The following is a 24,468-nucleotide window of genomic DNA, read 5'->3' as shown; positions in this document are numbered from 1 at the left end:
TTGGCAGCCGCAAGGCTGCAGGGGAGCCGGGGCAGGTGTGCTGCAATCCAGCGCGTCTCCCCGTTTCCGGCGTGCGCCATGCAGCGCCGGACGACCAGGGATCCAACGCTCGGAACTGCTTTTTCGTACGTCAAAGTGAAGCCCGTATGAATCAGGCGTTTATCGCAAAAATGTCCATCGCCGCAGTGGCGGCGTTGATGGTGGCAGGTTGTGCCACCAAGTCCGCTCCCGATTTCGGAGGCCGTTGGAAGCCGGTCAACCGCTTTGCTGCGGCAACGACCGAAATCCCGCTGTACTCCAGCTACGTCTACCAGGCCTCGCCGATGGATGGCACGCTCAAAGCCATGCTCGAGCGCTGGGCCAAGGATTCCGGACGCACGCTGGACTACCGCCTCAGCTCGGACTTCACCCTGTTCGGCGCGGTCTCGAACATCGACACCACCAATGCACAGCAGGCCGTGATCGATCTGACCGCAGCCTATGCAGCGCAGGGCATCTCCGTCTCCATCGTTGGCAACCAGATCGTTGTGCAGAGCGCAGGCTCGACGCCGACCGCGTCGGCGCAGAGCGCTGAGTCCAGCAGCGGCACCTGAGTCCACCTCGAAATCATCGAACGTGCCGCTCCCCGCGCCTGTCGCAGGGGTGCCACGCCCATTGATGTTTCAGCAGTACGGAAGAATCCATGTTCCGCAAGAAGGATCCCGGCAATAGTCCCAAGGTCGAGCAGTCGGTCGCCAAGGCGGTCAGCTACGAGATCACCGTGGCCGACATGGCACGCCGCAGCGAGCGACGTGCGTGGTGGGTGGCCACAGGCTCATTGCTGATGTCGCTCGCGCTCGCGGGTGGCTACTACTACATGCTGCCGCTGAAGGAGAAGGTGCCGTTCCTGGTGATGGCCGATGCCTACACCGGCACCGCGACCGTTGCGCGCCTGAGTGGCACCTTCCAGGGCGAGACGATCACCACCAACGAAGCGATCAATCGCAGCAACGTCGCCCAGTACGTGCTCGCGCGCGAATCGTACGACTCGGCGGTGATGGGCCTGCGCGACTGGGAACTGGTGTTCGTGATGTCCACCGATCCGGTGGCGCAGTCCATGCGCGTCCGCTATGCCGGCAACAACCCGCAGAACCCGTTCGTGATGTATGGCCGCGAGCGCGCCATCCGGGTCAAGATCCTCAGCATCACGCCGCTGGGCGCCGAACCGAACGGCAGCTTCCGCGGCGCTTCGGTGCGCATCCAGCGCAGCCTGCTGGACAAGCGCACTGGCGTCGCCACCTACCTGGACAACCAGCTGGTGACGATGCGCTTCGGCTACAACCAGAACCTGGCGCTGTCCGAACAGGATCGCATCCTCAACCCGCTGGCGTTCCAGGTCACCGAATACCGCGTCGACAACGATTACTCGCGTGGCGTGCCGGTGCCGGATGACGGCGCCATGCAGGCGCAGGCGCAGCAGGCCGCGCAGGCCGCGCAGCAGGCGCAGGGTGTCTACGATCCCAACAATCCGGCCGCGGCCACGATGATCGACCCGGCTACCGGCCAGCCGGTCGCGGTTCCGGCCAACAGCCAGGTGCCGGGCCAGCCTGTACAGGGTCAACCCATGCCGGGCCAGCCTGTACAGGGTCAACCCATGCCGGGTCAGCCGGTGCAGGGGCAAGCAATGCCGGGGCAGGCCGTGCCCGGACAGCCGGCCATGAGGCCGGCGCAGAACAATTCCACCGGAACTGCTGATGGAGCAAGCAACCGATGAGTAGTCGAAATATCAGGGGAAGCGCGCTGGCGCTGCTGTCGATGTTGTCGTTGCTGTTCTCAGCAGCGGCGATGGCGCAGGCGGTTGACCACTACGAGTACGAGAAGGACCGCATCTATCCGGTTCGCACCGGCCTGGGCCTGACCACCCAGATCGAGTTGAGCCCGAACGAGAAGATCCTCGACTACAGCACCGGCTTCAGCAGCGGCTGGGAACTGACCCGTCGCGAGAACGTGTTCTATCTCAAGCCGAAGAACGTCGACGTCGACACCAACATGATGGTGCGCACCGAGACCCATTCCTACATCTTCGAGCTGAAGGTGGTGGCCACCGACTGGCGCCAGCTGGAACAGGCCCGTCGCGCAGGCGTGCAGTACAAGATCGCCTTCGTCTATCCGAACGACACCGTGTTCGGCGTCGCCCAGGAGGCGGTCGAGGAAGAGGCCAAGCCGTTGTTGAGCTCTGAACTGGCCAAGGACCGCCAGTACAACTTCAACTACTCCTATTCGACCAGCAAGGCGAAGAAGATGGGGTGGCTGATCCCGGTCAACGCCTATGACGATGGTCGTTTCACCTACCTGAAACTGCCGAATTCGCCGGAGTACAAGACCGGCATCTTCCCGGCGGTGTTCGGTCGCGAAACGGAATACGGTGAAGACTTCGTGGTCAACACCACGGTTGAAGGCAATACGCTGATCGTGCACGGGACGCACCCGTACCTGGTCATCCGCCACGGCGACTTCGTCGTCGGCCTGCGAAGGAACGTGAAGAAATGAGCCAGCAGAACACTCCCGGAAACGACCCGAACAACGGACGCGACGAGAGCCAGAGCCCGTACGGCGCACAGGGTGCCCCGGACGCGCAGTCGAACCCGTACTTCGGCACGACCCAGGCCGAGCCTGCGCCGGATCTGGATGCGGCCGCGCCGCAGCTGCGCTCGGCCGAAGAACAGCGGCTGAACCGCAAGGCGCTGCTGTTCCTTGGCGGCATCGTGCTGCTGCTGATGGCGATGGGCTTCCTGCTGTTCCGCAAGGGCCAGGATGACAAGGACGCTGTGCAGAAGGTGCCGGATGTCGCGCGCGCCACCACGCCGACCCTGCCGGACGCCGTGCAGACGAGTCCGGTGCCCTCCCAGGCGATGCAACCGGCTGATCCGATTCCGATGATGCCGCCGCTACCGCCGCCGCCGCTGGATTCCACCCCGCTGTTCGTTCCCCAGTCCGATTCGGCACGCGAGATGGACCGTGGCCCGACTTTGCTGGACCGCCGCATCGGCTCCGGGAGCGGGGTGGGTGGTGGTGATGGACAGGATGGCAACGGGGGCAATGGCGGCCGCGGCATGGATGAGTACACCCGTACCATGCTGGCCCAGCTGCCCAACAATCAGGCGGCGCCGGCAAAGGTCCGTCGTGGGCCGGACGTGGAAGACGTCTCCAGTGCCACCTACATCCAGAGCCCCGATGCGCTGCTGGTGCGTGGCACCTACCTGCGTTGCGTGCTGGAAACCCGCATCATCACCGATCTCGCCGGCTATACCTCGTGCCTGCTGACCGAGCCGGTGTACTCAATCAATGGTCGCAGCCTGCTGCTGCCGAAGGGTTCCAAGATCTATGGTGCCTATGGCGGTGGACCTACCGGCAAGCGTGTGGAAGTGATCTGGGATCGCATCACCACGCCGAACGGCATTGATGTCGCGATGTCCAGCCCGGGCGTGGATCAGCTGGGCGGCGCCGGTCATCCCGGGCAGTACAGCGCGCATTGGGGCAGCCGTATCGCCTCGGCGCTGATGATCAGCCTGATTTCCGATGCCTTCAAGTACGCGGCCGCCGAGCACGGTCCGGAGACGACCACCATCGCCAACAACGGCATGACGGTGCAGTCGCCCTATGAGAGTGCTACCGCGCGCACGATGGAGCGCCTGGCGAACGAGGCACTCAGCAGCAACCGTCGTCCGCCGACCGTCACCATCAACCAGGGCACGATCGTGAACGTCTACGTTGCCAAGGACGTCGACTTCACCAACGTGCTGCACCCCCGCCGGTAACCCAACGAACGATCATGGACGCTGAAGTGTCACCCCTCGCCCTCGTCTCCAGCGATTTCCTGCGCTATCAGTACGAAGTGCTGGGCATCGCCGAGTACATGACTTCCCCGGAAGTGACGGAAATCTGCATCAACCGTCCCGGTGAGCTGTACCTGGAAACGCGGGCCGGGTGGCAGCGGGTGGACGTGCCGAGCCTGACCTTCGAGCGGGCCCGGCAGTTCTGCACGGCGGTGGTGAACGAGAGCAACACCGGCCAGCGCATCACCGATGCCGATCCGGTCGTGTCGCTCACGTTCCCCACCGGCCAGCGTGCGCAGTTCGTGATTCCGCCGGCATGTGATGCAGGCAAGGTGTCGATCACCATCCGTCTGCCGTCCAAGCACACCAAGTCGCTCAGCCAGTATCACGAAGATGGCTTCTTCAACCAGATCCTGGAGAGTGATGGCAGCATCAGCGAGCAGGATCGCGAGCTGCTGGAGCTGCGCCATTCGCGCGAGTACGCCGAGTTCTTCCGGCGTGCGGTGATGTACCGCAAGAACATCGTGGTGTCCGGCGCGACCGGTAGTGGCAAGACCACCTTCATGAAGGCGCTGGTCAACCATATCCCGGACAACGAGCGCCTGGTCACGATCGAGGACGCGCGCGAGCTGTTCCTGACCCAGCCCAACGTCGTGCACCTGCTGTATTCCAAGGGTGGGCAAAGCACCAGCAATGTCAGCGCCAAGAGCTGCATGGAAGCCTGCCTGCGCATGAAGCCCGAACGCATCATCCTGGCCGAGCTGCGCGGTGACGAGGCGTTCTACTTCATCCGCAACTGCGCGTCCGGTCACCCGGGCTCGATCACCAGCTGCCACGCTGGCAGCCCGGAGCAGACCTGGGACCAGCTGGCCCTGATGGTGAAGGCCTCGACCGAAGGTTCGGGCCTGGAATTCAATGTGATCAAGCGACTGTTGATGATGACGATCGACATCGTCGTGCATATCAAGGCGCATGCCGGCTCGCGCTACATCACCGGCATCGACTTCAATCCTGGGCGTGCCCAGGGGCAGGAGGGCTGAAGGATGCTGCCAGGACTGGAAATGATGGCGTGCCCGGAGATGGCCGTATCGATGGATGTGATGCAGCACGTCATCAACGTTGAATCGTCGCGCAATCCCTACGCCATCGGCGTGGTCGGCGGTGCACTGGTGCGCCAGCCCAAGGCCTTGGACGAAGCACTGGCGACGGTGCGCATGCTGGAAGAGAAGGGCTACAACTTCTCGATCGGGCTGGCCCAGGTCAATCGCTACAACCTGGGCAAGTACGGCCTGGATTCCTACGAGAAGGCTTTCCAGCAGTGCCCGAACCTGCAGGCGGGTTCGCGCATCCTCGCCGAATGCTACAAGCGCTCAGGTGGTGACTGGGGCAAGTCGTTCAGCTGCTACTACTCGGGCAATTTCGAGACCGGCTTCCGACACGGCTACGTGCAGAAGGTCTATGACTCGATGCGCCGCGGGCAGATGCTTGCCAGCAATGGTGTTGCACCGATCGACGTGGTCAGCCGTGGCGAGCGCCGCAGCGTGAAGGTCGAACATCATCCGCAGCTGGCCTCTCCGGCACAGGCGCGCATCGTTGCGCAGTCCAATGGCCCGGTGTACGTGCCGTCGGAAGACCCGGCGCGTGCGTATGTCGTGTACCCCTCCACCGGGGCGATGGCGCGGGGCAGCCTGCTGAACATCGCCGACCAGGCGCTGTCCAAGGTGGTACTGGGCTCGGTGGATCGGATGATGCAGCCGCAGGCGCAGCCGGCCCAGGCGGGCACCTATCCGCAGCAGCAGGCCGCTGGCATGCCGCAGCAGCTGCCACAGCAGGGCCCCGCACAGGCGATGGCCATGCCGCAGCAGTTGCCGAGTGCTACGGGCGCCGGCAATGAGGGCCCTGTGATGCTGCGGCCCTGGAATGAGCGCAACCAGCCAGTGGCCGGTAGCAGCAATGTGTACAACGCACCGACGCAGGCCGCGCCGGTGCAGCAGATTCCCGCAGGGGATGCGGCCTTCGTGTTCTGACGAAGTCGTGGTTCGGTCCGGCATCTGCCAGGCCATTCAGTTGTGTTAGTCCATCAACAAGGAAATCAATCCATGAAGCGATCCAATCTCGACCTCGTCCAGGCCCAGCGCACGCTGAAGACCCTGCTGATGGCCACGATCTTTGTCGGCGCACTGTTCGCCCCGCAGGTCTTCGCCAACGGCGCTACCGACTTCGGTGGTACCGACAAGAAGGTCTGCGGCTTCTTCAACAACATCAACGGCCTGCTGAACATCGCCTCGATCGCCGTGGTCACCATCGCGGTGATCTTCGCCGGTTACCAGATCGCCTTCGCCCACAAGCGCATCGCTGACGTCGCCCCGATCCTGATCGGTGGCGTGCTGATCGGCGCCGCCGGCCAGATCGCGCGCATGCTGCTGGGGGATGGCAGCGACGGCAAGTGCGGCGGTGGCACCAGCACCTCCTACCTGATCAACCACGTGATCCAGTACTACAGTGCATAAGAACGTCGTGTTCCGCGGCTGCACGCGTCCAGCGATGTTCCTGGGCGTCCCCTACCTGCCATTTTTCATGGTGGCAGGTGGGTTGCTGCTGCTCAGCATGTACACGAACTTCTGGTTCCTGCTCACCATTCCGGTGGCGGTCTTCATCATGCGGCAGATGGCCAAGCGTGACGAAATGATCTTCCGGCTGCTGGGCCTGCGCCTGATGTTCAAGCTGAAGGTGCGCAACGTGCCGGAACACGATGGCATGTGGGTGTTCAACCCCAACCATTATCGCGACAAGCCGGCCCGAATGGATTGAGGTCCGGATCCGGCCTGGCGGGCGCCCGCGCCCGCCGGGTCTCTTGAAATTCCTTGGCAGTACCTCTTTGGAAGCAGTCGTATGTTCAGCCCTGACACCTCCATCAGTGAGTTCATCCCGTTGTCGTCGCATGTCGCCCCGAACGTGGTCAAGACCACGGGCGGCGACTACCTGCTGACCTGGCATCTGGAAGGGCTGCCGTTCGTCGGCCGCGAGGAGTGGGAGCTCGAGCATCGCCACAACACGTTCAACCGCCTGCTGCAGACGCTGCGCGCGCCGGATTTCGTCAACGTCGCCTTCTGGGTGCACGACATCCGTCGGCGCCGCACGCTGAAGGGCAAGAGCAACTACAGGCAGCGCTTCAACCAGGACGTGTCCGACCAGTACATGGGCATGCTGTCCTCGCAGCGCATCATGCAGAACGAGCTGTACCTGACCATGATCTACCGCCCGGTGGTGGCGGGTAAGCGCTTTGTCGAAAAATCGGCGAACGTGGACAAGCTGCGCGCCGAGCAGGAGCAGGCGGTCGAGAAGCTGATGGAACTGGCCGGCAACGTCGAGGCCGTGATCCGCGACTACGCGCCGTATCGCCTGGGCATGTACGAAGCCAAGAACGGTGTAGTGTTCTCGGAAACGCTGGAGCTGTTCGGCTACCTGATCAATCGCATCGACGAGCCGGTGCCGGTGCTGTCGGCGCCGATCAAGGATTACCTGCCTGTCAGCCGCCACATGTTCTCGGCGAAGACCGGCGATTTCGCGATCAATACCCCCAATGGTGCCAATCACTACGGCGCCATCCTGAACATCAAGGAGTATGCCGAGGGGACTTACCCGGGCATCCTCAACGGTCTGAAGTACCTGGACTACGAATACGTCATCACCCATTCGTTCAGCCCGATGGGGCGCCAGGACGCGCTGAAGGTGCTCGACCGCACCAAGGGCATGATGATCTCCTCCGGCGACAAGGCGGTCAGCCAGATCGTCGAGCTCGACCAGGCCATGGATCAGCTGTCGTCGGGCAACTTCGTGCTGGGTGAGTACCACTTCATCATGGCGGTCTACGGCGACACCCAGGCCAAGCTTTCGCAGAATGTCGCCTCGACCCGTGCCGAGCTGTCCAACGCCGGTTTCGTGTCGACCAAGGAAGACCTGGCGGTTACCTCGTCCTTCTATTCGCAGCTGCCGGGCAACTGGCGCTATCGCACCCGCCTGGCCAATGTCAGCTCGCTGAATTTCCTGGGCCTGTCGCCGCTGCACAACTTCGCCACCGGCAAGCAGCACAACAATCCGTGGGGCGACTGCGTCACCACGCTGCAGACCACCAACGGCCAGCCGTACTACTTCAATTTCCACGCGACCCACCCGTCGGAAAATTCGCTGGGTGAGAAGGCGATCGCCAACACCATGGTGATCGGCAAGTCCGGTACCGGTAAGACCGCGCTGATCAACTTCCTGCTCAGCCAGGTGCAGAAGTACGAGCCGTCGCCGACCATCTTCTTCTTCGACAAGGATCGCGGTGCGGAGATCTTCGTGCGCGCCTGCGGTGGCAACTATCTGGCCCTGGAGAACGGCGCGCCGACCGGCTTCAACCCGTTCCAGTGCGAGAACAACGAAGCCAACGTGCAGTTCCTGGCCGACCTGATCAAGGTGCTGGCCGGCAAGCGTGAGTACAGCGCCCGCGAGGAAGAGGACATCTATCGCGCGGTGGAGAGCATGCTCGACACGCCGATGCACCTGCGGAGCATGACCAACTTCCAGAAGAGCCTGCCCAACATGGGCGACGATGGCCTCTACGCGCGTATGCGCCGCTGGACCTCGGGGAACTCGCTGGGCTGGGTGTTCGACAATCCCGTGGATACCGTTGACCTGAGCAAGGCCAACATCATCGGCTTCGACTACACCGACATCATCGACAATCCTGAAGTGCGCGTGCCGGTCATCAACTACCTGCTGCACCGCCTGGAGTCGCTGATCGATGGTCGTCCGCTGATCTACGTGATGGACGAATTCTGGAAGATCCTGGACGGCGAGGGTGGCCTGAAGGAATTCGCGAAGAACAAGCAGAAGACCATCCGTAAGCAGAACGGTCTGGGCATCTTCGCGACGCAGAGCCCGGAGGACGCGCTGAAGAGCGATATCTCCGCCGCGCTGATCGAACAGACCGCCACGCTGATCCTGCTGCCGAACCCGAATGCCAGCAAGAGCGATTACATGGACGGCCTGAAGCTGACCGAGGCCGAGTTCAAGGTGGTTACCGCCCTGGACGAGCGCTCGCGCTGCTTCCTGGTCAAGCAGGGTCACGCGTCCAGCGTGTGCCAGCTCAACCTGCGCGGCATGGATGACATTCTGTCGGTGATCTCGGCGTCCACTGACAACATCGACATCATGCATCGGGTATTGCAGACAGCTGCGGTACGCGCACGGGTGACGGTGGATGAGCTGACGCCGGAACAGTGGCTTGAAGATTTCTACAAGAATCGAAAGGGCTCGGGCAAGGCGGCTGTCGAAGCGCGCGACACTGTTACCTGATCCGCAAGACGGCCTGCCCGAAGACTACGAGTTCCGATCAATGGAGACTGATATGAACAATACCAAGCAAACTTCCTTGCCCCGCCGCCGCGCGCCCCGTCTTGCAGCGATGACCGTGGCAGCCATGATGGCGCTCGGCACCGGCAATGTCAGCGCCTGGATTCCCGTGCAGGAGACCGGTACCAGCCTCATCCAGCACCTGCTCAATCAGATCAATACCTACAAGACTGAGGCGACCGCCTACGCGGCCAAAGCGCAGGACGCGGCCGAGTACGTCGAGCAGAACACCCGCTGGATCCGCACGCTGGAGCAGTATCGCCAGGCGCTGATCCAGGTGCAGGCGGCGGTGAACAGCTTCGGCATGCCCGACAGCGCGCCGCTGGTGCCGGTGGCACCGAACTATCTGGTTGCCGAAACCTGCGGCAAGGCGCTGGACTTCAGCCTGGAGTCCGCCTTCAAGGTGTTCGTGTTCAATCCGCAGGCGGATGTGAAGGAGCAGCAGATGCAGATCTGCGTCAACATCCGGATGATGCAGAACCGCAAGTACAACGACGCGATCGATTTCCTGACCCAGACCGTTCCGCGCATCAACAACTCCTTGACCCGCATCCTCAAGATCCGCCTGACCAACAACGATCAGGGCACCGTGCAGGGTGCCGACAGCGAATCGCTCCGCACCGCCAATGACATTGCCGCACTTGCCCAGAGCTGGGAAGCACGGATGAAGTCCTATGATGCCTATATCGAGGTCATGGAGGCCAACCAGAAGGTGGTGGCGCAGGCCGCATTGAAGGGGGACCCGACCAAGCAGCTGATCAGCGACATGGTCAAGACCACCGCACTGAAGGCCGCGCTCAGCGTCAAGTGATTGCAGGCCGCTAACACGTAGACATGCGCTGCAAAGCAATGCGGCATTTCATGCAGTAACGGAATTACCAAGGGATTGTGGAAATGACGATCAGGTGGCTGGCCAACTTTGATTTCTCAGGCGGATTGCAGGATCTGCTGGGCTACGCTGTGCGTGTCCAGTCGATCGGCGATTTCGTCTTCTTCAAGCTGATCATGGATTACCTGCGCGACAGGATCAGTGACTACGGCATCGACCTGATGGGGCGCATGATGTCCTGGGTCGGTGGCATGGCTCTGGTGCTGATGACGCTGTGGGTACTGATCCAGGGCTTCCGGATCGTCACCGGCCGCAGCCGCGACTCCATGATGGTGCTGGTGACCAATATGGCGCGCGCGGCGTTGATTGTGAGCGTTGCCACCAGCATGGCGATGTTCGGCAGCAACCTGCAGAAATTCCTCAACGAGGACGTCAAAGGCCTGATCACCCACGTGGTGACCGGCAAGGACCAGCAGCCGGAAGACCAGATCGACAAGAGCTTGGCCTGGATGCAGGTGGCGCTGTCGAGCATTGATGGCATCAAGATCCTGAATGATCCGGGGTTGCAGGCGGACAAGACGCGGGCGCTGTGGTTCATCGGCATGGGCACGGGCGGTCCGGCCGTCACCGCTGGTGCGATGTTGCTGCTCTACGAGGTCGCGCTGGCGCTGTTCATCGGCCTGGGTCCCTTGTTCATTCTGTGTCTGCTGTTCGACCAGACCAAGCAGCTGTTCCAGCGATGGCTGTTCTACGGCATCGGCACGATGTTCTCGATGGCGGTACTGGCAGCGATGGTATCGATCGCGCTGGACATGGTGATCCGTGTCTCGACCGCGTTCTGGTCCACCGCCCTGGTCAACAAGTTCCTGCTCGAAGGCGCCTCCAGCGACGGCATGACCAGCCAGGCGATGCAGCAGGGCGGCATGGGCCTGATTCTCACGACCCTGATCCTGACCGCTCCCCCAATGGCGGCGATGTTCTTCCAGGGCACCTTGGGTAGCTTCATGGCATATTCGCAGATAGGTGGCAGCCCGGTTGCTGCTGCGCCGGGACCTAATGGACAGCCGCCGGGTAGTTACAAGCCTACTGATCCCACGAGTACCGAGAGGCGCGCAGAGAGCAGTCAGTTGACGATGCCGAAGGTGGCGCCAAGTCATGATGCGCCGAGCCACACTCCCGGAGCGCTTGGAAATGCGCCCACTCGTTGACTGAAAGCGGAAGCGTTTCCGCAGAAATTGGAGAGTCGTCATATCATGCGCATGTATCCGTTCATTTTGTTGGCATCGTTTGGTGTTCTTGGCGCCTTTCTTCCAAATCTTGGTCGTGCAGAGGGCGGAAGTTGCCCTCCGGGCTTCTACCCAATTGGGGGGCAGGGCGCGAGCGGCTGCGCTCCAATTCCTGGCGGCGCTGCTGGATCAGGTGACCAGATACCCTTGCCGCCTCGGCCCACAGGCGAATGGATCAGCACTTGGGGAGCGATAGCGACCTCTCTTGCTACTTCCGAGGTGGGAATGGTCTCAGATATGCGATCTGCAGAGCTTGCTGCTTCTGAAGCCATGCGGCGGTGCGCTGGTGGTGGAGCACGGGATTGCAAGGTTACGGTATCCTACTCAAACCAATGCGTGGCATGGTTAGTTCCATCTGCTGATTTACCTGGAGCCCAATCTGCGGTTGGCCGTGCTCCAAAAAAGAGGATTGCGATTGCAGAAGCGCAGAGAAAGTGCGTGGATCCGAGTGGCAAAAAGTGCACCGTTTTTTACGCTGATTGCTCCGAGCCAGTTTTTCGAAAATTTTGAAAGTTGAGTTGACTCAATTGAAGTCTGTTCAACGGCGCCACGTTCGTGATCAGGCTCAATGCATGTGCGTTGGCTGGATGCTTATCTCAAAACGCCATGTGGGTCTGATCGATCGGGGACTTCGTGTTCTTCCGGTCGATCCTGTCGTATCCGCGCAAGAGGATTGACGAGTTCGGCATCGAATTGCTCGGCAACATCATGGCGTGGGTCGATAGCATCGCCCTGATACTGATGACCCTGTGGGTACTGATCCAGGGCTTCCGGATCGTCACCGGCCGCAGTCGCGACTCCATGATGGTGCTGGTGACCAACATGGCGCGCGCGGCGTTGATTGTGAGTGTTGCCACCAGCATGGCGATGTTCGGCAGCAACCTGCAGAAATTCCTCAACGAGGACGTCAAAGGCCTGATCACCCACGTGGTGACCGGCAAGGACCAGCAGCCGGAAGACCAGATCGACAAGAGCCTGGCGTGGATGCAGGTGGCGCTGTCGAGCATTGATGGCATCAAGATCCTGAATGATCCGGGGTTGCAGGCGGACAAGACGCGGGCGCTGTGGTTCATCGGCATGGGCACGGGCGGTCCGGCCGTCACCGCTGGTGCGATGTTGCTGCTCTACGAGGTCGCGCTGGCGCTGTTCATCGGCCTGGGTCCCTTGTTCATTCTGTGTCTGCTGTTCGACCAGACCAAGCAGCTGTTCCAGCGATGGCTGTTCTACGGCATCGGCACGATGTTCTCGATGGCGGTACTGGCAGCGTTGGTATCGATCGCGCTGGACATGGTGATCCGTGTCTCGACCGCGTTCTGGTCCACCGCCCTGGTCAACAAGTTCCTACTCGAAGGCGCCTCCAGCGACGGCATGACCAGCCAGGCGATGCAGCAGGGCGGCATGGGCCTGATTCTCACGACCCTGATCCTGACCGCTCCCCCAATGGCAGCGATGTTCTTCCAGGGCACGCTGGGTAGCTTCATGGCATATTCGCAGATAGGTGGCAGTCCGGTGGCACAGGCGCCGGGGCCGAGTGGGCAGCCGCCGGGTAGTTACTACACGCCGGATAAGCCTTCGACGAGCGGTGGCAGTCAATCGGGCGGTTCGACTTCAGTTGGGAGTAATGTCGTAGTCACGGGCAGTAACTCCACAGTCGGGTCAGGAAATTCTGATACTGGCCGTAAAGGCTTAGCTTCACATTAGGAGCCGGAAATGAAGTCAATTCGTGTCTATTCAGTTGCAGTACTCCTTCTGGGTATGGGAGTCATTGCCAGCCTGCCACAGACGGCCAGTGCGGAAGGAAGATGTCCTCCCGGTCAGTATCCAATTGGCGGTCAGGGAGTGGGTGGCTGCGCCCCCATTCCGGGAGGTAACACTGGAACGGTACCGGCGGCGCCAGTTGCAACGGGGCGCTGGATCAAAACTTGGGGCGCCATCGCTTTGGCCAAGGGCGGGGACGTAGGAGTAGCTCTTGGTAAACGAAAGAAGGGAGACGCAGCTTCTGAGTCGCTTGCTAATTGTGGACAGCGTGGGGCAACGGATTGCAAGGTTGTGTTGGCGTTCAATAATCAATGCGCTGCATTCGTATCACCCAGTGACTCAAGGTTTGGTGGCTCTACGTTTGCGCGTGCGGCTTCTGTCGATGCTGCGAGCAAAATGGCTGTGGACGCCTGCGTGAGGCAGGGAAGTAACGGTTGCAAGGTCATTTATTCTGGGTGCACCGAGCCAGAGTTTGAGAATTTCTGATTTAGGTTTTGGTTGGTTTCCTGCAGCGTGCCACGCCGGCAGAGCAGAACGCGTACCTGAAGCAGTTGCGCCGCAGAAAGCCACCAAAACCCGGTGAGCCCGTTGCTGGTCCGGAACCGGTGTGCGAGATCCAGGTCAATACCGTCTACGAGAACGCGACGAAACCGAATTGCCTGATCAGAAAGTACTGGGTGAACTGCTCACAGAACACCGTGGCCATCAGGACGAGTCTGATCCAGTGGCGCGACCGGCCAATGGAGACGGTCCCACCGGAAAAATTCGAACCGCAAGCCGAGGCGATTGCTCCCTGGCAGGTGCAACTGGTGCGGTTTGCCTGCCTCGTTGGGCCTGATCCCAAGGCCAAGGTGCCGGCGGAAATGATGAAGCACGGCTTCCTTTCCATCGGTGACTTCGGGCAATCACCTGTAGATGTCATCTGGGGCGACCTATGGAAGGACGGCAAGCGTCCAGCATTCACCTATCGGCCGACCGACGCTGAAATGGACCGCACTGTGCGTAGCCTTGAAGCGACTGTGGCGCGTGGCCAGAATGAAACCAGCAGGGCTTTGGATGAGTCGCGTCGAGCTGCCAACCGCGTGGGTCGCAACAATCTCATGGACATGTGGATCGGCAAGACAGAGCAGGAATTCGTGCGGACGTGGGGTCCACCGGATCGTGTGGAGAATGGGGCCGATGGTTCGCGCACGTTGTATCTGCATCGTGGCGAGCGTGTGCAGGGGTTGAATGCTTATGGGCATGTCGTCAGTGACGTGAATAGTCGATGCGATATCACGGTGCTGACGATGGACGGCTACGTCCGTGACTACGCCATGCAGGGGGCCGCATGCGCGCAGCAGTTGCGCTGATCGCGATTGCTGGCCGCGACGCGAGGCGACAAAGCGTGTGCAGGCTTTCCGTGCAACATCGCCCCGGCCGGACCAGGCCGTGTGTGGGGTCGCGGCGCATCCCCCGCGGCGCCATCCAACGCGGATCTGTTTGTCGGATAAGCCACCATTCACGTTAACCGCGCTTTTTCTGTGATCAAGTGCGCTTTTCATCCCAGGCCCCCTTCGACGAGCCCCGCCTCCTCGAAGTAAGCTGCGTGCGCGTCAAAATCCCGACGCATCGGTGCCATCGAACGCAGGAGCTTTTCCGTCCATGAGGACCCTGATCACCCGCGTTGCGGATGACGCTTGCCACCGTCGCGGTCGCCGTGGGCTCGGGGCTATCATCCGGCATGGCGGACGCTGGGCGCGCGTGGTGCATGGCACCGGTTCCGGCCTCCGCTCGGATACTGGCAGGACGGGATTGAAGGAGTTGCAGGGGATGGAGAAGGGGAGTGGCACGCACATGGACAATGCCCTGGCGTTCGTTCCGTCCGGCGCGAACCTGCTGGAAGCCGTACGCGGCGATCTGACCGGCAATGGTTTCCAGGACCAGCTCCTGGTGATCGACCAACCTCCTCCGGAGGGCTTGCTGCCCGGCGAGCACGGACCGAACCGGGTCCTGTTGTTGCTGCTGGGCGATGCCACGGGCCGCTGGCAGCTGGCGGCACGCAACGACAAGCTGGTGCCGTGCTCAACGCGCGGTGGCATTGCCGGTGATCCCTTCGCCTACGTGACGATTGAAGACGGCGCGTTCAGCGTGATCACCAACGGCGGCAGTCGCGAACGCTGGAGCAGCATCTACACCTTCCGCTATGCACCCGCTGAGCAGGCCTGCTGGGTACATGGGGTGCAGCGCAGGGTGGTCGACACCGAGACCGAAGCCACCCATACGCGTGACTTCTCGGCGGCCGAGCTTGGCCGGGTGCGGTTCGAGGATTTCGACCCGTCCGTCGTCGCCGACGTGAGCTTGCCCTGAGTGCCATGCCTGTGAGGAGGCGGGAGTACCCAACGATGATCGAGCAGGAGTTTCACCGTGTCACAGGATAGAGAGTCGCAGCTGTTGCGGCAGGCCACGGAGGCCGGCATGACCTCGTCCCGGGAACTGGCCAACTTCATGGCGCAGGCCGGGCATGAGTCCCGTGGCCTGAGCCGGCTCAATGAAAGTTTCAACTTCACCCGGGGCATCTCGCAGATCCCGGTGGAAGCGGCGTGGCGCAATGGCAATGGTGCGCTTGAGAGCGCCCGCCAGGAGGCGCTGCGGGGGCGGCCGGAGAATCTGGCCGAACTGATGTATGGCGGGCGCATGGGCAATGACGCGCCCGGTGATGCACTGAAGTATCACGGCCGTGGCTATCTGCCGCTGGTCGGCAAGGAGAATTACGAACGTGCCGGCAAGGCGCTGGACCTGGACCTGGTGAATCAGCCGGAACTCGCTGCGCAGCCCGAGCACGCAGGCCGTATTGCGGTCTGGCAGTGGCAGACGCGGGTACCCGAGGCGGCGCGCGAGGATGTGCGCGAAGCGACGCGTGCGATCAATGGCGGCCTGAACGGGATCGAGGCCCGCCAGCAGCGGTTCGATGTGTGGCAGCAGAAGCTGACGCCGGATGTGATGGCGCGGCTGGAGCGGGGCGAAGTCGGGGCGCCGGCCCAGCAGGCCACCATGCGCGACATGTCGCAGCCGGGTGAGCCGGGAAACGGCCTGTTCCAGGGGGCGCGCCAGCGCCTGCAGCAGATGGGGCCGCAGAGCGGATTGCGCAGTGGGCAGGAGCTGGACAATGCCGCCGGCGCACTGGCGTTGAGCGCGCAGAAGGCGGGGATGTTGCGCATCGATCATCTGCTGGTCGGCAATGATGGCCGCACGCTGTTTGCGGTGCAGGGCGCGCTGGGCGATCCGGCCATGTTGCGCGCATCGGTCGATCGCGAACAGGCGGCGCAGCAGCCGCTGGCGCAGAGCAGCCAGCAGCTTGCCGCCAGCGTTGCCCAGCAGGACCCGGCGGCTGCGCTTGCCCGCGAGCAGGAGCAGCGTTCGCGATCCCTGTAGCACCTGACGCCGGCGGGCGGGCTGCCCGCTGGCGATCTACGTACGACGCGTGGCGCCCCCGTGGCGCCGACATGGAAACCCACTTGTAAGGACACCACATGCGAATCGTTCACTCGAATGCCCGGCACGCCGCTACCCGCTGCAATGCATCTGTGCGCCGCCTGCCGCCGCTCTGGCTGCTGTCACTTGGACTTGCCGCAGCGTCGGCACAGGCTCAGGATGCAGCGGCACCCGCCGTGGAGACGCCCCCAGCTGCAGAGGCAACCGTTGACGCGCCTGCAGGGGCGGCGCCCGCTGCAGCACCCATGGCGGCCGAGGCTGTTGTCGCGGCACCGGCTCTCGATGTACCCGCTGTCGCGCCATCCCCTGCAACACCCGTGGTGGACGCGCAGCCGGAGCCCGCTGCAAACCCGACGCCCTCGCCCGCGACGGCTGCAGGGACGACCCCTGTAGCTGCACCGCCAGCCGCCGCCGAGCCAGCCGCTCCGGCGGTAGCGCCGGCACCGCCCGCATTGGTCATCGTGCCGTTGCCGCCCGAGCAGGCGACCGAGCGTGCGCTTGGCGCCCGCTGCCCGGTGGATCTGGCCGGGCGGCTGGCGACCCAGGGCGACCTGCTGATCGGCGCCTGCCAGGGCACGATGCCGGCGCATCTGGCCGCGCTGCTGGTTGCACTGCCCGAGCAGGACATCCACCTGCCGCGCAGCTGGCGCGAGCGAGAGGTACAGCAGAAGGCCTGGTTCAAGGCCGTGCCGGGCTACGGACAGCGCCCGGACTTCATCGTGCGGATGGGCGACATCTGGGTGCGTTCGCTGGAAGGGCGCGACGCCGACAGCACGTTCTATCTGGTGTCAGCGCCGTTCACCTGCAGTGACCAGGTCGCCAACCCCGATGAGTACGGCGCGGAGCCGGTACGTGTGCCAGCGGGTGGCTGCCGCGAGGCCTATGTGGGCCAGCGTGTGTACCAGGTGCGCGGGGACGCCGCGCCGAGGGATGTGACCGCCGATGCCATGCCGGCCATGCCCCAGATGACGGAGGCCGATCATGCGCGCCAGCTGTCGCGCGAGGGTCGGATCAATCTGGACCATAGCAAGTTGCAGTACGGTCCGGCCATGCGCTGGTTCGTGCAGTACCCGGAGTCGGCGCAGAAGGGCGGTCCGCGCGCCTACAGTGACTGGAGCCGCGAGCACATCGCATTCGTGGTCTGGACCGGTGATCGCTTCGAGCTGCGCGAGAAGGTGGCGCGTGCGCAGTGGCCCTGCGATCCGGTGGCACCGGGCGATCGCGCCTGTGGCGGATTCCCGGATTCCGGGCCGGATCTGTTCGTGACTGCCAATGGGTCTGGAGCGGTCGCGGCCTCCAGCCCCTGAGGTGCGCTGTAGAGGTGAAGCGGGAGCCGGAATGACCGGCTCCCGTGCTGTCCATCAGGCCTGCAGGCTGCGGGTCTGATGCTGCTGCTGTTCCAGCTGTTGGTCGCGCTCCAGTGCAAGGCGCTGGCCTGCGGCCTGCTGGTCGATGCGCTGGCTGCTCTGTTCCAGCGGTGTGTTCATCGCCACCGCCGTATCCACCGACACGCGAAGGTGGGCGGGGTCACCGCCCTGGCCCTGCACGGCGAAGCTGCGCGAAGCATCGGCATTCATCACCACGTCGTCGATGCGCTTGCCGCCTGCCGCGTGCATTTCGGCAGCAAGGCTGCCTGCCAGCTGCGTGCTCATCACGTCCGGCACGCGTCCGACGCGCACGTCCTGTGCGTGCACGCCGCGGATCGCATCGTTGAACAAGGGATTGCCAAGATGGTTGGCGTCGTCCATGCGCAGCATGCTGGTGTGATGACCGTTCTTTTCCGCTTCGCGACGTGCGGGCTCACCGGGCTGCAGCGGGCCGCGGATATGGTCGTACAGATCGACGGCGCCGCCCGGAATGCCGCGCGCCGCGCGGGTGACACCACGACGCAGTGATTCGACGTCGTCGCGGTACTCCTCGATCATCTTGGCGTTGTCTTTTGCCAGCTTCTGCGTTTCCGGGTGTTGCAGCACCGAGCCGTCGCCGAGGAAGTTGCCCAGCTTGTGCGCGCCGAACGAGCTGCCTGCTGCGACGAGCGGGCTGTCCGGGATGAGGGCGCGCATCGGGTGATTGCTGAAGCCGTTTGCGGCGAGTGTCTTGATCTCATCCGGCTTGGCATAGATGCGCACCTGGCCGAAGTGCGGCGAGGCCGAGCTGACCGGATCGGAGGCCATGACGTGGTTGATCATGGTGTTGCCGCCTTCCGGGATGCGGTAGCTGAGGCTGACCGCGCCATAGGCGTTGAAGGTCTCGCCCTTGACGTTGAAGTGGTGCGAGGTGATCTGAGCCAGGGCGCCGCCGAGGGAGTGGCCGGTGACGGTGACTTCGGGGGGGCGCTGTCCGAGATCCTGCCCCTCCTTCTTGGCGTAGGCGAGGGCGCGTTGGGTCAGCGCGATGGCATCCGGTGCCTGGACGTTGGTGCGGGCGACAACCATGCCACCATCGGTCAGGATCGCATCGCGGGCGATCTGTTCGGTGCCGCGATGTGCGACGACAATCTCGTTGGTATCGACTCGCTGGTAGATCGTTCCCTGATAACCGTTCAGTCGATTGTCGACGTGCTCGAGGATCTTGTACTCATGCCCGTTGATCGCTACGAGCTCTTCTTTGCCGGGAGCGCGTCGACCGACCGCACGGTCCTTGTACACGTCGTCGGAAATGCCCGCGTAGTCTTGGCTGCTGAGGCTCATTGGCGGACCTCATTGGCTTCAAGTGAAGCCGAGAACAGCGCATTCTGCAGTTCAGGGCGGAACTTGGTGGGGTCTTCCTGGCCGCTTGCGCCGTAGTCAGGAATCTCGTTCACGCGCGGATAGTCCGAACGAGGATAGTGGCGAGTTTCGGTCTCGCCTTTGACGAAGGGCGCTGCTTCAATGAATGAAAGGAAGCGCGTCTCGCCTTCGGCACCCGTCGCTTTCAGCATCGCGCCGGCACCGGTGAACTCCCACTTGCAGACACCGCGACCGTAGTAGTCCTCGTCCAGCATGCGATCGATGTACACGGTGCCGCGGTATTCGCCATCAGCGACCTTGCGCAGCTCCACTGGTTCCTGGCTGGTGATGCGTGCAGCCGTGCCTGTGGCCGGCTCGATGTGGCCGCACTGGTCTTCGTTGGTGACGTCGTACTGTGCGACACCTTCGACCACCGCGAAATCGCCGGGGGCGTCCTTCAGGCGCAGCACCAGTTCATAGGCCTTGCGCGGGCTGGGGTTGAGCTTTGCGAGCCCGCGCCCACCCTGGGCGACATCGGCTTCAGCAGCGGCACGTTCCTGGTTCATGGCGGTCTCCGGGTGGCAGGCGGTCAACAGAAGCAGAGCAAGGCACGGAATCATCGTGTGGCGCAATGTCGGCCTCCTTGGGGGTAGAGGTAAATGTGACACTGGCAGTTCATGGCGCGAGCTTCTGCACAGTGGTGGTGGTTGAGAACAGCGCGTCGCGCAGATCGGCGCTGTACCCCGACGGATCTTCCTCGCCACTGGCGCCAAAGTTGGCGACATTGTCGGCGCGCGGATAGATAAGGTTCGGGTAATAAAGCGTCAGAGGGGAGTCGTTCTCCATGCGTTTGTTGTCGACGAACGTCAGGAATCGCGTATCCGCCCTGCCATTCGTGGCGCGCAACATCGCACCGACACCCGTCAGCGTCCAATGGCAGGCGCCGCGCCCGTAGTAGTCCTCATCCAGCCTGCGGTCCAGGTAAAACGTACCGCGGTACTCGTTCTCGCCGATCTTGCGCAGCGTGATGGACTCTTGGCTGGTGATGCGGCCCGCAGTGCCTGTCGCGGGTAAGATCCGCCCACAATCTGCGTAGTTGCTGGCGTCATACTGGGCCACGCCCTCAACAATCGCGAACGGGCCCGGCGCGTCCTTCAGCGTCAGCACCAGTTCATAGGCCTGCTTCGGGGCCGGGTTGAGCTTGGCCAGGCCGCGTCCACCCGCGTCGACGTCACGCTCGGCATCGGCGTACGGCGAGCACGCCGCCAGCGGGAGGAGGGCGAGCAATGCCAGCAACGGCCGTCCCCTGTGTGCGCGGTGTGCTACACCCATGGCCCGATCCTGCATCGTGCGTCCATGTCCATATATCCTTCCTGGGTGGCAGGTTTCTCGATTATGGAACGTGCCGGGAGCCCTGTGCCACCCCTCGAGACGGATTTTTGACGCGCCCAGGGCGCGCCGCGTCGGCAGATCGCTTGCTGCACAGGGCATCCCATCGTCGCGTTGGCTCTGCTGCCGGACGCAGGCTCGTAGCTGAATCCGTTACGGAAATCGATCATTCACATGTCCATCACTTCACCAGAGGCGTTCTCCTTGAACTGCTCGATCCGCCCCGAAACCCGCGAAGACCACGCGGTCATCCACGCACTCACCGCGGCGGCCTTCCGTGAAGCCCCGCACAGCAGCCACACCGAGCAGTTCATCGTCGACGCGCTGCGTGCACGCGGAGAGCTGAGCATTTCGCTGGTCGCCGAGCGGCAAGGGCAGGTGGTCGGCCACATCGCCCTGTCGCCGGTGACGATCAGCGATGGCAGTACGGGCTGGTTTGGCCTGGGGCCCATCTCGGTGCTGCCCGGGTGGCAAGGGCAGGGCATCGGCGCGGCGCTGATGCACGCGGCGCTCGACGCATTGCGTGGGCAGGACGCGCACGGCTGTGTATTGCTGGGGGAGCCGGCGTATTACGGGCGGTTCGGATTCCGCGTGGAGCCGGGCCTGGTACTTCCCGGTGTTCCGCCGGAGTACTTCCAGGCGCTGTGCCTGCGGCCGCCGATGGCGCAGGGCGAGGTGAGCTATTCCACGGCCTTTGAAGCCACCGCCTGAGCGCGCGGGAGGTCAGGGCGCACGCCAGACGGTGGGCTCGGGTTGCGGCTTGGGAATGCGGTAGCCGCCGATGTGTTCAAGTGAACTGACGGCGTCACGCCAGCACACGGCTGCTACCGAAGGATGTCAGCCGTTGTACCGGAGATGGATCAGCGGATACGGGCGCCCCTGCGAATCGAGCGGTGAGCGGCCGGTTTCGACGAAGCCCATGCGCAGGTAGAAGCCAACGGCCTGCGCGTTCTGTTCGTTGACGTCGGTACTCAGCTGCGGATGCAGGGCCAGCGCGTGCTGCAGAAGTTGCCGGCCGATTCCAGTGCCGCGCACGTCCGGATCGATGAACAGTGCTTCCATGTGCGCACCGTCGATCAGCATGAAGCCTACGGGCCGATCCTGCGCATCGACGGCAACGGTCATCGGCGCCTGTGGCAGGAAAGCGGCCACTTCGGCATCGATGGCCTGGCGGTCTTCGGCGCTGAGGAAGTCGTGGGTGGCGTCGACGGCGCGACGCCAGAGGTCGACGAGGGCGGTGCCGTCGTCGGCGCGCGAGGGGCGCAGGGTGGTCATGGGTTCACCAAGGTGCTTGACTGGAATGCGCAGTATGAAGTTTTCCGGCCGCGCCTGCAGAAGCGGATTCATCCGGTGTGGCGATGGCGGATGAAGGGGCTGTAGGCTGTGGCCTCCGCGCGCAGCACCACGCCGTCCTCGAAGTCCTCGCTGTCATTGAAAGGCACGATCGGCCACTGCGTCCACTGAGCAAGTCGTTGCCGGTAGTTGCTTGCAGCCATGGTGAGCGCCTCGTCGTGCGCCTGCACGCGCTCCGGTGCCAGCCCGGAACGCACGCCGTGCACTACATGCGGTTCCATCACGTCGAAGCCGACGTAGCGCAGGCTGTACATCAACGGCCACAGCAACAACCGGGTATCACCCTCGCGGCCGTCGACGGCGCAGGCCCGTGCCGATGAGCCGGTGGTGACGCTCAGCAACGCGCGCTTGCCGCGCATCACGCCGTGCTCGTGGCGCTGGCGGCTGTTGTACATCGGCCCGTAGACCAGCACGCGGTCCAGCCAGCCCTTGAGGATGGCCGGTGCCGCGAACCACCACAGCGGGAACTGCAGGATCAGCATGTCAGTGGCCTGCAGCAGCTTCAGGTGGCGGCGCACGTCGGTGGGCAGAAAATCATGCTCGGCGCTGTGGCGTTGTTCGCGCTGGGCATCGAAGCGTTCGCGCTGCAGGCGCTGAGGATGATGGTATGCGGCTTCCAATGGATCGAAGCCTTCCGCATACAGATCGATTGCCTCCACCTGCACACCGTCACGCCGCAGCTGCTCGGCGGCCTGCGTGGCCAGATGGGCGTTGAACGAGCGGGGTTCCGGATGGGCAAGCAGGATCAGGGCGCGCATGGGGCGAGGTGTTGGTGGAGTGTGCGACCATCCTCGCGATGCCGGAGTGCCCCGGCAATTACGCACCTTGAGGTAACCATGGCCTATCCGGGCGATGTCTATGCCGCCGATTGCTCGGCACGCGATGCGCTGGCGCTGATCTCCGGCAAGTGGGTGATGCTGCTGTTGCCAGCGTTGGCGCAGGGCCCGCAACGCAACGGCGCGCTGCTGCGGAAGATCGAAGGGATCTCGCAGAAGGTGTTGACCCAGACCCTGCGGCAGCTGGAGCGCAACGGCCTGGTCGAGCGTTGCGATCTGGGCAGCAAGCCGCTGCATGTCGAGTACCGGTTGACCGAGGTTGCGCGCAGCCTGGTAGACACCCTGGCCGCGCTGGACCGCTGGGCCGAGCACAATTTCCCGGCGCTGGACGCCGCCCGCGAGCGCTTCGACGCGCGTTAGCGGCGCCTGCACGGCCCCGGGCGTACAATGCGGCCCCGGCGGCCATCCTGGCCCTGTAGACACGCGAGAACCGCCATGACCGATGCCCTGGGTGTACCGGTGCACGACGCCGATGAACACTGGATGCGCCATGCGCTGGCGCTGGCCGAGCGTGCGCAGCGCGAGTTCGACGAGATCCCGGTCGGTGCGGTACTGGTGAGCGCCGATGGCCAGCTGCTGGGCGAGGGCTGGAACCTCAACATCGCCTCGCACGACCCCAGTGCGCATGCCGAGATCGTGGCCATGCGCGCCGGTGGCACGCTGCTGGCCAACCACCGGCTGCTGGGCAGTACTTTGTACGTGACCCTGGAACCGTGCGCGATGTGCGCGATGGCGATCGTGCATGCACGCGTTGCCCGTCTGGTCTACGGCGCCAGCGACCCCAAGACCGGGGCCTGCGGCAGCGTGTTCGACCTGCTCGGCGATACCCGCCACAACCACCGCGTCGAGATCCACGGCGGGGTGCTGGCCAAGGAGGCCAGCATGCGCCTGACCAACTATTTCCGTGCCAAGCGTGGCAAGCCGCCGCTGCTGCTGGAAGACCATGCCGGCGAGGCCTGAGGGGCGAACGGGTATGATGGGCGCCTCTTTCCTTCACCGGTAGGCCGCGCGCCTGCCCAGCAACGAGGCGACACATGGCGGACAACGGCGCGGCCAACGAACGACTGATCTGGATCGACCTGGAAATGACCGGGCTGGATACCGACAACGATTCGATCATCGAGATCGCCACCGTGGTCACCGATGCCCAGCTGAACGTGTTGGCCGAAGGCCCGGAGTTCGCCATCCACCACCCGCTGGAAACGCTGGAAGCGATGGATGAGTGGAACCGCAACCAGCATCGCCGTTCAGGCCTGTGGCAGCGCGTGGTGGACAGCACCACCACCCTCGGCCAGGCCGAGGCACAGACGGTGAACTTCCTGGCGCAGTGGATCCCGGCCGGCCTGTCGCCGATGTGCGGCAACTCCATCTGCCAGGACCGCCGCTTCCTGCACCGCCAGATGCCGCGCCTGGAGAAGTACTTCCACTACCGCAACCTGGACGTGTCCACGGTGAAGGAACTGGCCAAGCGCTGGGCTCCGAACGTGGCCGCTGGCGTGGGCAAGAACAGCAACCACACCGCGCTGAGCGACGTGCACGATTCGATCGCCGAGCTGCGCCACTACCGCCAGTTCATGGGCGCGCTGTCGGGCCTGCCGGCTGCCTGAACAACGACGCCGGGCA

27 protein-coding genes are annotated in these 24,468 nt (G+C 63.5%); 22 read left to right on the top strand and 5 right to left on the bottom strand.

The window, feature by feature from the left end; all coding sequences use genetic code 11:
- Nucleotides 1–146: 146 nt before the first annotated feature.
- The 18 genes from AB1281_RS11520 to AB1281_RS11435 all read left to right on the top strand — a co-directional run bounded on the left by AB1281_RS11520 (nt 147) and on the right by AB1281_RS11435 (nt 17,866).
- On the top strand, nt 147–593 hold the full coding sequence (locus AB1281_RS11520; RefSeq protein ID WP_430346998.1) for a hypothetical protein: 447 nt from the start codon (nt 147–149) through the stop codon (nt 591–593).
- A gap of 89 nt (nt 594–682) precedes the next feature.
- Nucleotides 683–1,753, top strand: a complete 1,071-nt coding sequence (locus AB1281_RS11515) for a VirB8/TrbF family protein (RefSeq protein WP_430345969.1) — start codon at nt 683–685, stop codon at nt 1,751–1,753.
- Nucleotides 1,750–2,529 (top strand): TrbG/VirB9 family P-type conjugative transfer protein, encoded by a 780-nt coding sequence (locus AB1281_RS11510; RefSeq protein WP_014037652.1) that lies wholly within the window; start codon nt 1,750–1,752, stop codon nt 2,527–2,529. The genes AB1281_RS11515 and AB1281_RS11510 overlap by 4 nt, the downstream gene beginning before the upstream one ends.
- Nucleotides 2,526–3,797 carry a TrbI/VirB10 family protein gene (locus AB1281_RS11505; protein ID WP_369352821.1) on the top strand — a complete coding sequence of 424 codons (1,272 nt, stop codon included), beginning with the start codon at nt 2,526–2,528 and terminating at the stop codon, nt 3,795–3,797. The genes AB1281_RS11510 and AB1281_RS11505 overlap by 4 nt, the downstream gene beginning before the upstream one ends.
- A gap of 14 nt (nt 3,798–3,811) precedes the next feature.
- Complete coding sequence (gene virB11, locus AB1281_RS11500; RefSeq protein WP_014037650.1) at nt 3,812–4,855, top strand: P-type DNA transfer ATPase VirB11; 1,044 nt, start codon at nt 3,812–3,814, stop codon at nt 4,853–4,855.
- Between the two features lie 3 nt (nt 4,856–4,858).
- Entirely contained in the window at nt 4,859–5,842 is a 984-nt protein-coding gene (locus AB1281_RS11495) for a transglycosylase SLT domain-containing protein (RefSeq protein WP_430345968.1), read from the top strand.
- 72 nt (nt 5,843–5,914) lie between these two features.
- Nucleotides 5,915–6,325 carry a TrbC/VirB2 family protein gene (locus AB1281_RS11490; RefSeq protein WP_075677575.1) on the top strand — a complete coding sequence of 137 codons (411 nt, stop codon included), beginning with the start codon at nt 5,915–5,917 and terminating at the stop codon, nt 6,323–6,325.
- Complete coding sequence (locus AB1281_RS11485) at nt 6,318–6,626, top strand: type IV secretion system protein VirB3 (RefSeq protein ID WP_014037647.1); 309 nt, start codon at nt 6,318–6,320, stop codon at nt 6,624–6,626. The genes AB1281_RS11490 and AB1281_RS11485 overlap by 8 nt, the downstream gene beginning before the upstream one ends.
- An 81-nt stretch (nt 6,627–6,707) precedes the next feature.
- Nucleotides 6,708–9,155, top strand: a complete 2,448-nt coding sequence (locus AB1281_RS11480; protein WP_430345967.1) for a VirB4 family type IV secretion/conjugal transfer ATPase — start codon at nt 6,708–6,710, stop codon at nt 9,153–9,155.
- 52 nt (nt 9,156–9,207) lie between these two features.
- On the top strand, nt 9,208–10,023 hold the full coding sequence (locus AB1281_RS11475; RefSeq protein ID WP_313413253.1) for a hypothetical protein: 816 nt from the start codon (nt 9,208–9,210) through the stop codon (nt 10,021–10,023).
- Nucleotides 10,024–10,106: 83 nt separating this feature from the next.
- A complete protein-coding gene (locus AB1281_RS11470; RefSeq protein ID WP_430345966.1) occupies nt 10,107–11,249 on the top strand; it encodes a type IV secretion system protein in 1,143 nt (380 codons plus the stop codon).
- Between the two features lie 45 nt (nt 11,250–11,294).
- Nucleotides 11,295–11,837, top strand: coding sequence for a DUF4189 domain-containing protein (locus AB1281_RS11465; RefSeq protein WP_308307016.1), 543 nt, complete (start codon nt 11,295–11,297; stop codon nt 11,835–11,837).
- A gap of 111 nt (nt 11,838–11,948) precedes the next feature.
- Nucleotides 11,949–13,028 carry a type IV secretion system protein gene (locus tag AB1281_RS11460; RefSeq protein ID WP_430346997.1) on the top strand — a complete coding sequence of 360 codons (1,080 nt, stop codon included), beginning with the start codon at nt 11,949–11,951 and terminating at the stop codon, nt 13,026–13,028.
- 9 nt (nt 13,029–13,037) lie between these two features.
- Nucleotides 13,038–13,571 (top strand): DUF4189 domain-containing protein, encoded by a 534-nt coding sequence (locus AB1281_RS11455; RefSeq protein ID WP_430345965.1) that lies wholly within the window; start codon nt 13,038–13,040, stop codon nt 13,569–13,571.
- 8 nt (nt 13,572–13,579) lie between these two features.
- Entirely contained in the window at nt 13,580–14,437 is an 858-nt protein-coding gene (locus AB1281_RS11450) for a hypothetical protein (RefSeq protein ID WP_430345964.1), read from the top strand.
- Nucleotides 14,438–14,897: 460 nt separating this feature from the next.
- Nucleotides 14,898–15,434 (top strand): hypothetical protein, encoded by a 537-nt coding sequence (locus tag AB1281_RS11445; protein WP_430346996.1) that lies wholly within the window; start codon nt 14,898–14,900, stop codon nt 15,432–15,434.
- Between the two features lie 57 nt (nt 15,435–15,491).
- On the top strand, nt 15,492–16,499 hold the full coding sequence (locus AB1281_RS11440) for an XVIPCD domain-containing protein (RefSeq protein ID WP_430345963.1): 1,008 nt from the start codon (nt 15,492–15,494) through the stop codon (nt 16,497–16,499).
- A gap of 98 nt (nt 16,500–16,597) precedes the next feature.
- Nucleotides 16,598–17,866: a hypothetical protein gene (locus AB1281_RS11435; RefSeq protein WP_430345962.1), complete on the top strand. Its 1,269-nt coding sequence runs from the start codon at nt 16,598–16,600 to the stop codon at nt 17,864–17,866.
- A 54-nt stretch (nt 17,867–17,920) separates the two neighbouring features.
- Here AB1281_RS11435 and AB1281_RS11430 read toward each other — a convergent pair whose 3' ends face one another.
- From AB1281_RS11430 to AB1281_RS11420, 3 genes are read right to left on the bottom strand one after another with little or no spacing between them, the layout of a single operon-like run.
- Entirely contained in the window at nt 17,921–19,249 is a 1,329-nt protein-coding gene (locus AB1281_RS11430; protein ID WP_430345961.1) for an XVIPCD domain-containing protein, read from the bottom strand.
- Complete coding sequence (locus tag AB1281_RS11425) at nt 19,246–19,899, bottom strand: hypothetical protein (RefSeq protein WP_430345960.1); 654 nt, start codon at nt 19,897–19,899, stop codon at nt 19,246–19,248. The genes AB1281_RS11430 and AB1281_RS11425 overlap by 4 nt, the downstream gene beginning before the upstream one ends.
- 43 nt (nt 19,900–19,942) lie before the next feature.
- Entirely contained in the window at nt 19,943–20,599 is a 657-nt protein-coding gene (locus AB1281_RS11420) for a hypothetical protein (RefSeq protein ID WP_430345959.1), read from the bottom strand.
- Between the two features lie 261 nt (nt 20,600–20,860).
- On the opposite strand from AB1281_RS11420, the gene AB1281_RS11415 reads away from it, so the two are divergent.
- Nucleotides 20,861–21,367, top strand: a complete 507-nt coding sequence (locus AB1281_RS11415; RefSeq protein WP_430346995.1) for a GNAT family N-acetyltransferase — start codon at nt 20,861–20,863, stop codon at nt 21,365–21,367.
- Nucleotides 21,368–21,493: 126 nt separating this feature from the next.
- On the opposite strand, the gene AB1281_RS11410 is transcribed toward AB1281_RS11415, so the two are convergent.
- Together AB1281_RS11410 and AB1281_RS11405 are read right to left on the bottom strand one after the other, a co-directional pair.
- Nucleotides 21,494–21,931 carry an acetyltransferase gene (locus tag AB1281_RS11410; RefSeq protein ID WP_430345958.1) on the bottom strand — a complete coding sequence of 146 codons (438 nt, stop codon included), beginning with the start codon at nt 21,929–21,931 and terminating at the stop codon, nt 21,494–21,496.
- A 68-nt stretch (nt 21,932–21,999) separates the two neighbouring features.
- Nucleotides 22,000–22,767 carry an NAD(P)H-dependent oxidoreductase gene (locus AB1281_RS11405; protein WP_430345957.1) on the bottom strand — a complete coding sequence of 256 codons (768 nt, stop codon included), beginning with the start codon at nt 22,765–22,767 and terminating at the stop codon, nt 22,000–22,002.
- Nucleotides 22,768–22,845: 78 nt separating this feature from the next.
- On the opposite strand from AB1281_RS11405, the gene AB1281_RS11400 reads away from it, so the two are divergent.
- The 3 genes from AB1281_RS11400 to orn all read left to right on the top strand — a co-directional run bounded on the left by AB1281_RS11400 (nt 22,846) and on the right by orn (nt 24,452).
- Complete coding sequence (locus AB1281_RS11400; RefSeq protein WP_075677599.1) at nt 22,846–23,205, top strand: winged helix-turn-helix transcriptional regulator; 360 nt, start codon at nt 22,846–22,848, stop codon at nt 23,203–23,205.
- A gap of 75 nt (nt 23,206–23,280) precedes the next feature.
- The gene (gene tadA / locus AB1281_RS11395; RefSeq protein ID WP_430345956.1) at nt 23,281–23,805 is read left to right on the top strand and encodes a tRNA adenosine(34) deaminase TadA; all 525 of its coding nucleotides are present in this window, start codon (nt 23,281–23,283) and stop codon (nt 23,803–23,805) included.
- A 74-nt stretch (nt 23,806–23,879) separates the two neighbouring features.
- The gene (orn, locus tag AB1281_RS11390; RefSeq protein ID WP_049444269.1) at nt 23,880–24,452 is read left to right on the top strand and encodes an oligoribonuclease; all 573 of its coding nucleotides are present in this window, start codon (nt 23,880–23,882) and stop codon (nt 24,450–24,452) included.
- Nucleotides 24,453–24,468 lie beyond the last annotated feature (16 nt).

The sequence above is a fragment of the Stenotrophomonas sp. NRRL B-14846 genome, from assembly GCF_050473585.1.
GTDB lineage: Bacteria > Pseudomonadota > Gammaproteobacteria > Xanthomonadales > Xanthomonadaceae > Stenotrophomonas.
Note: the sequence above shows the minus strand (reverse complement) of the source record. Positions and strands in the feature narration are given on the sequence as shown.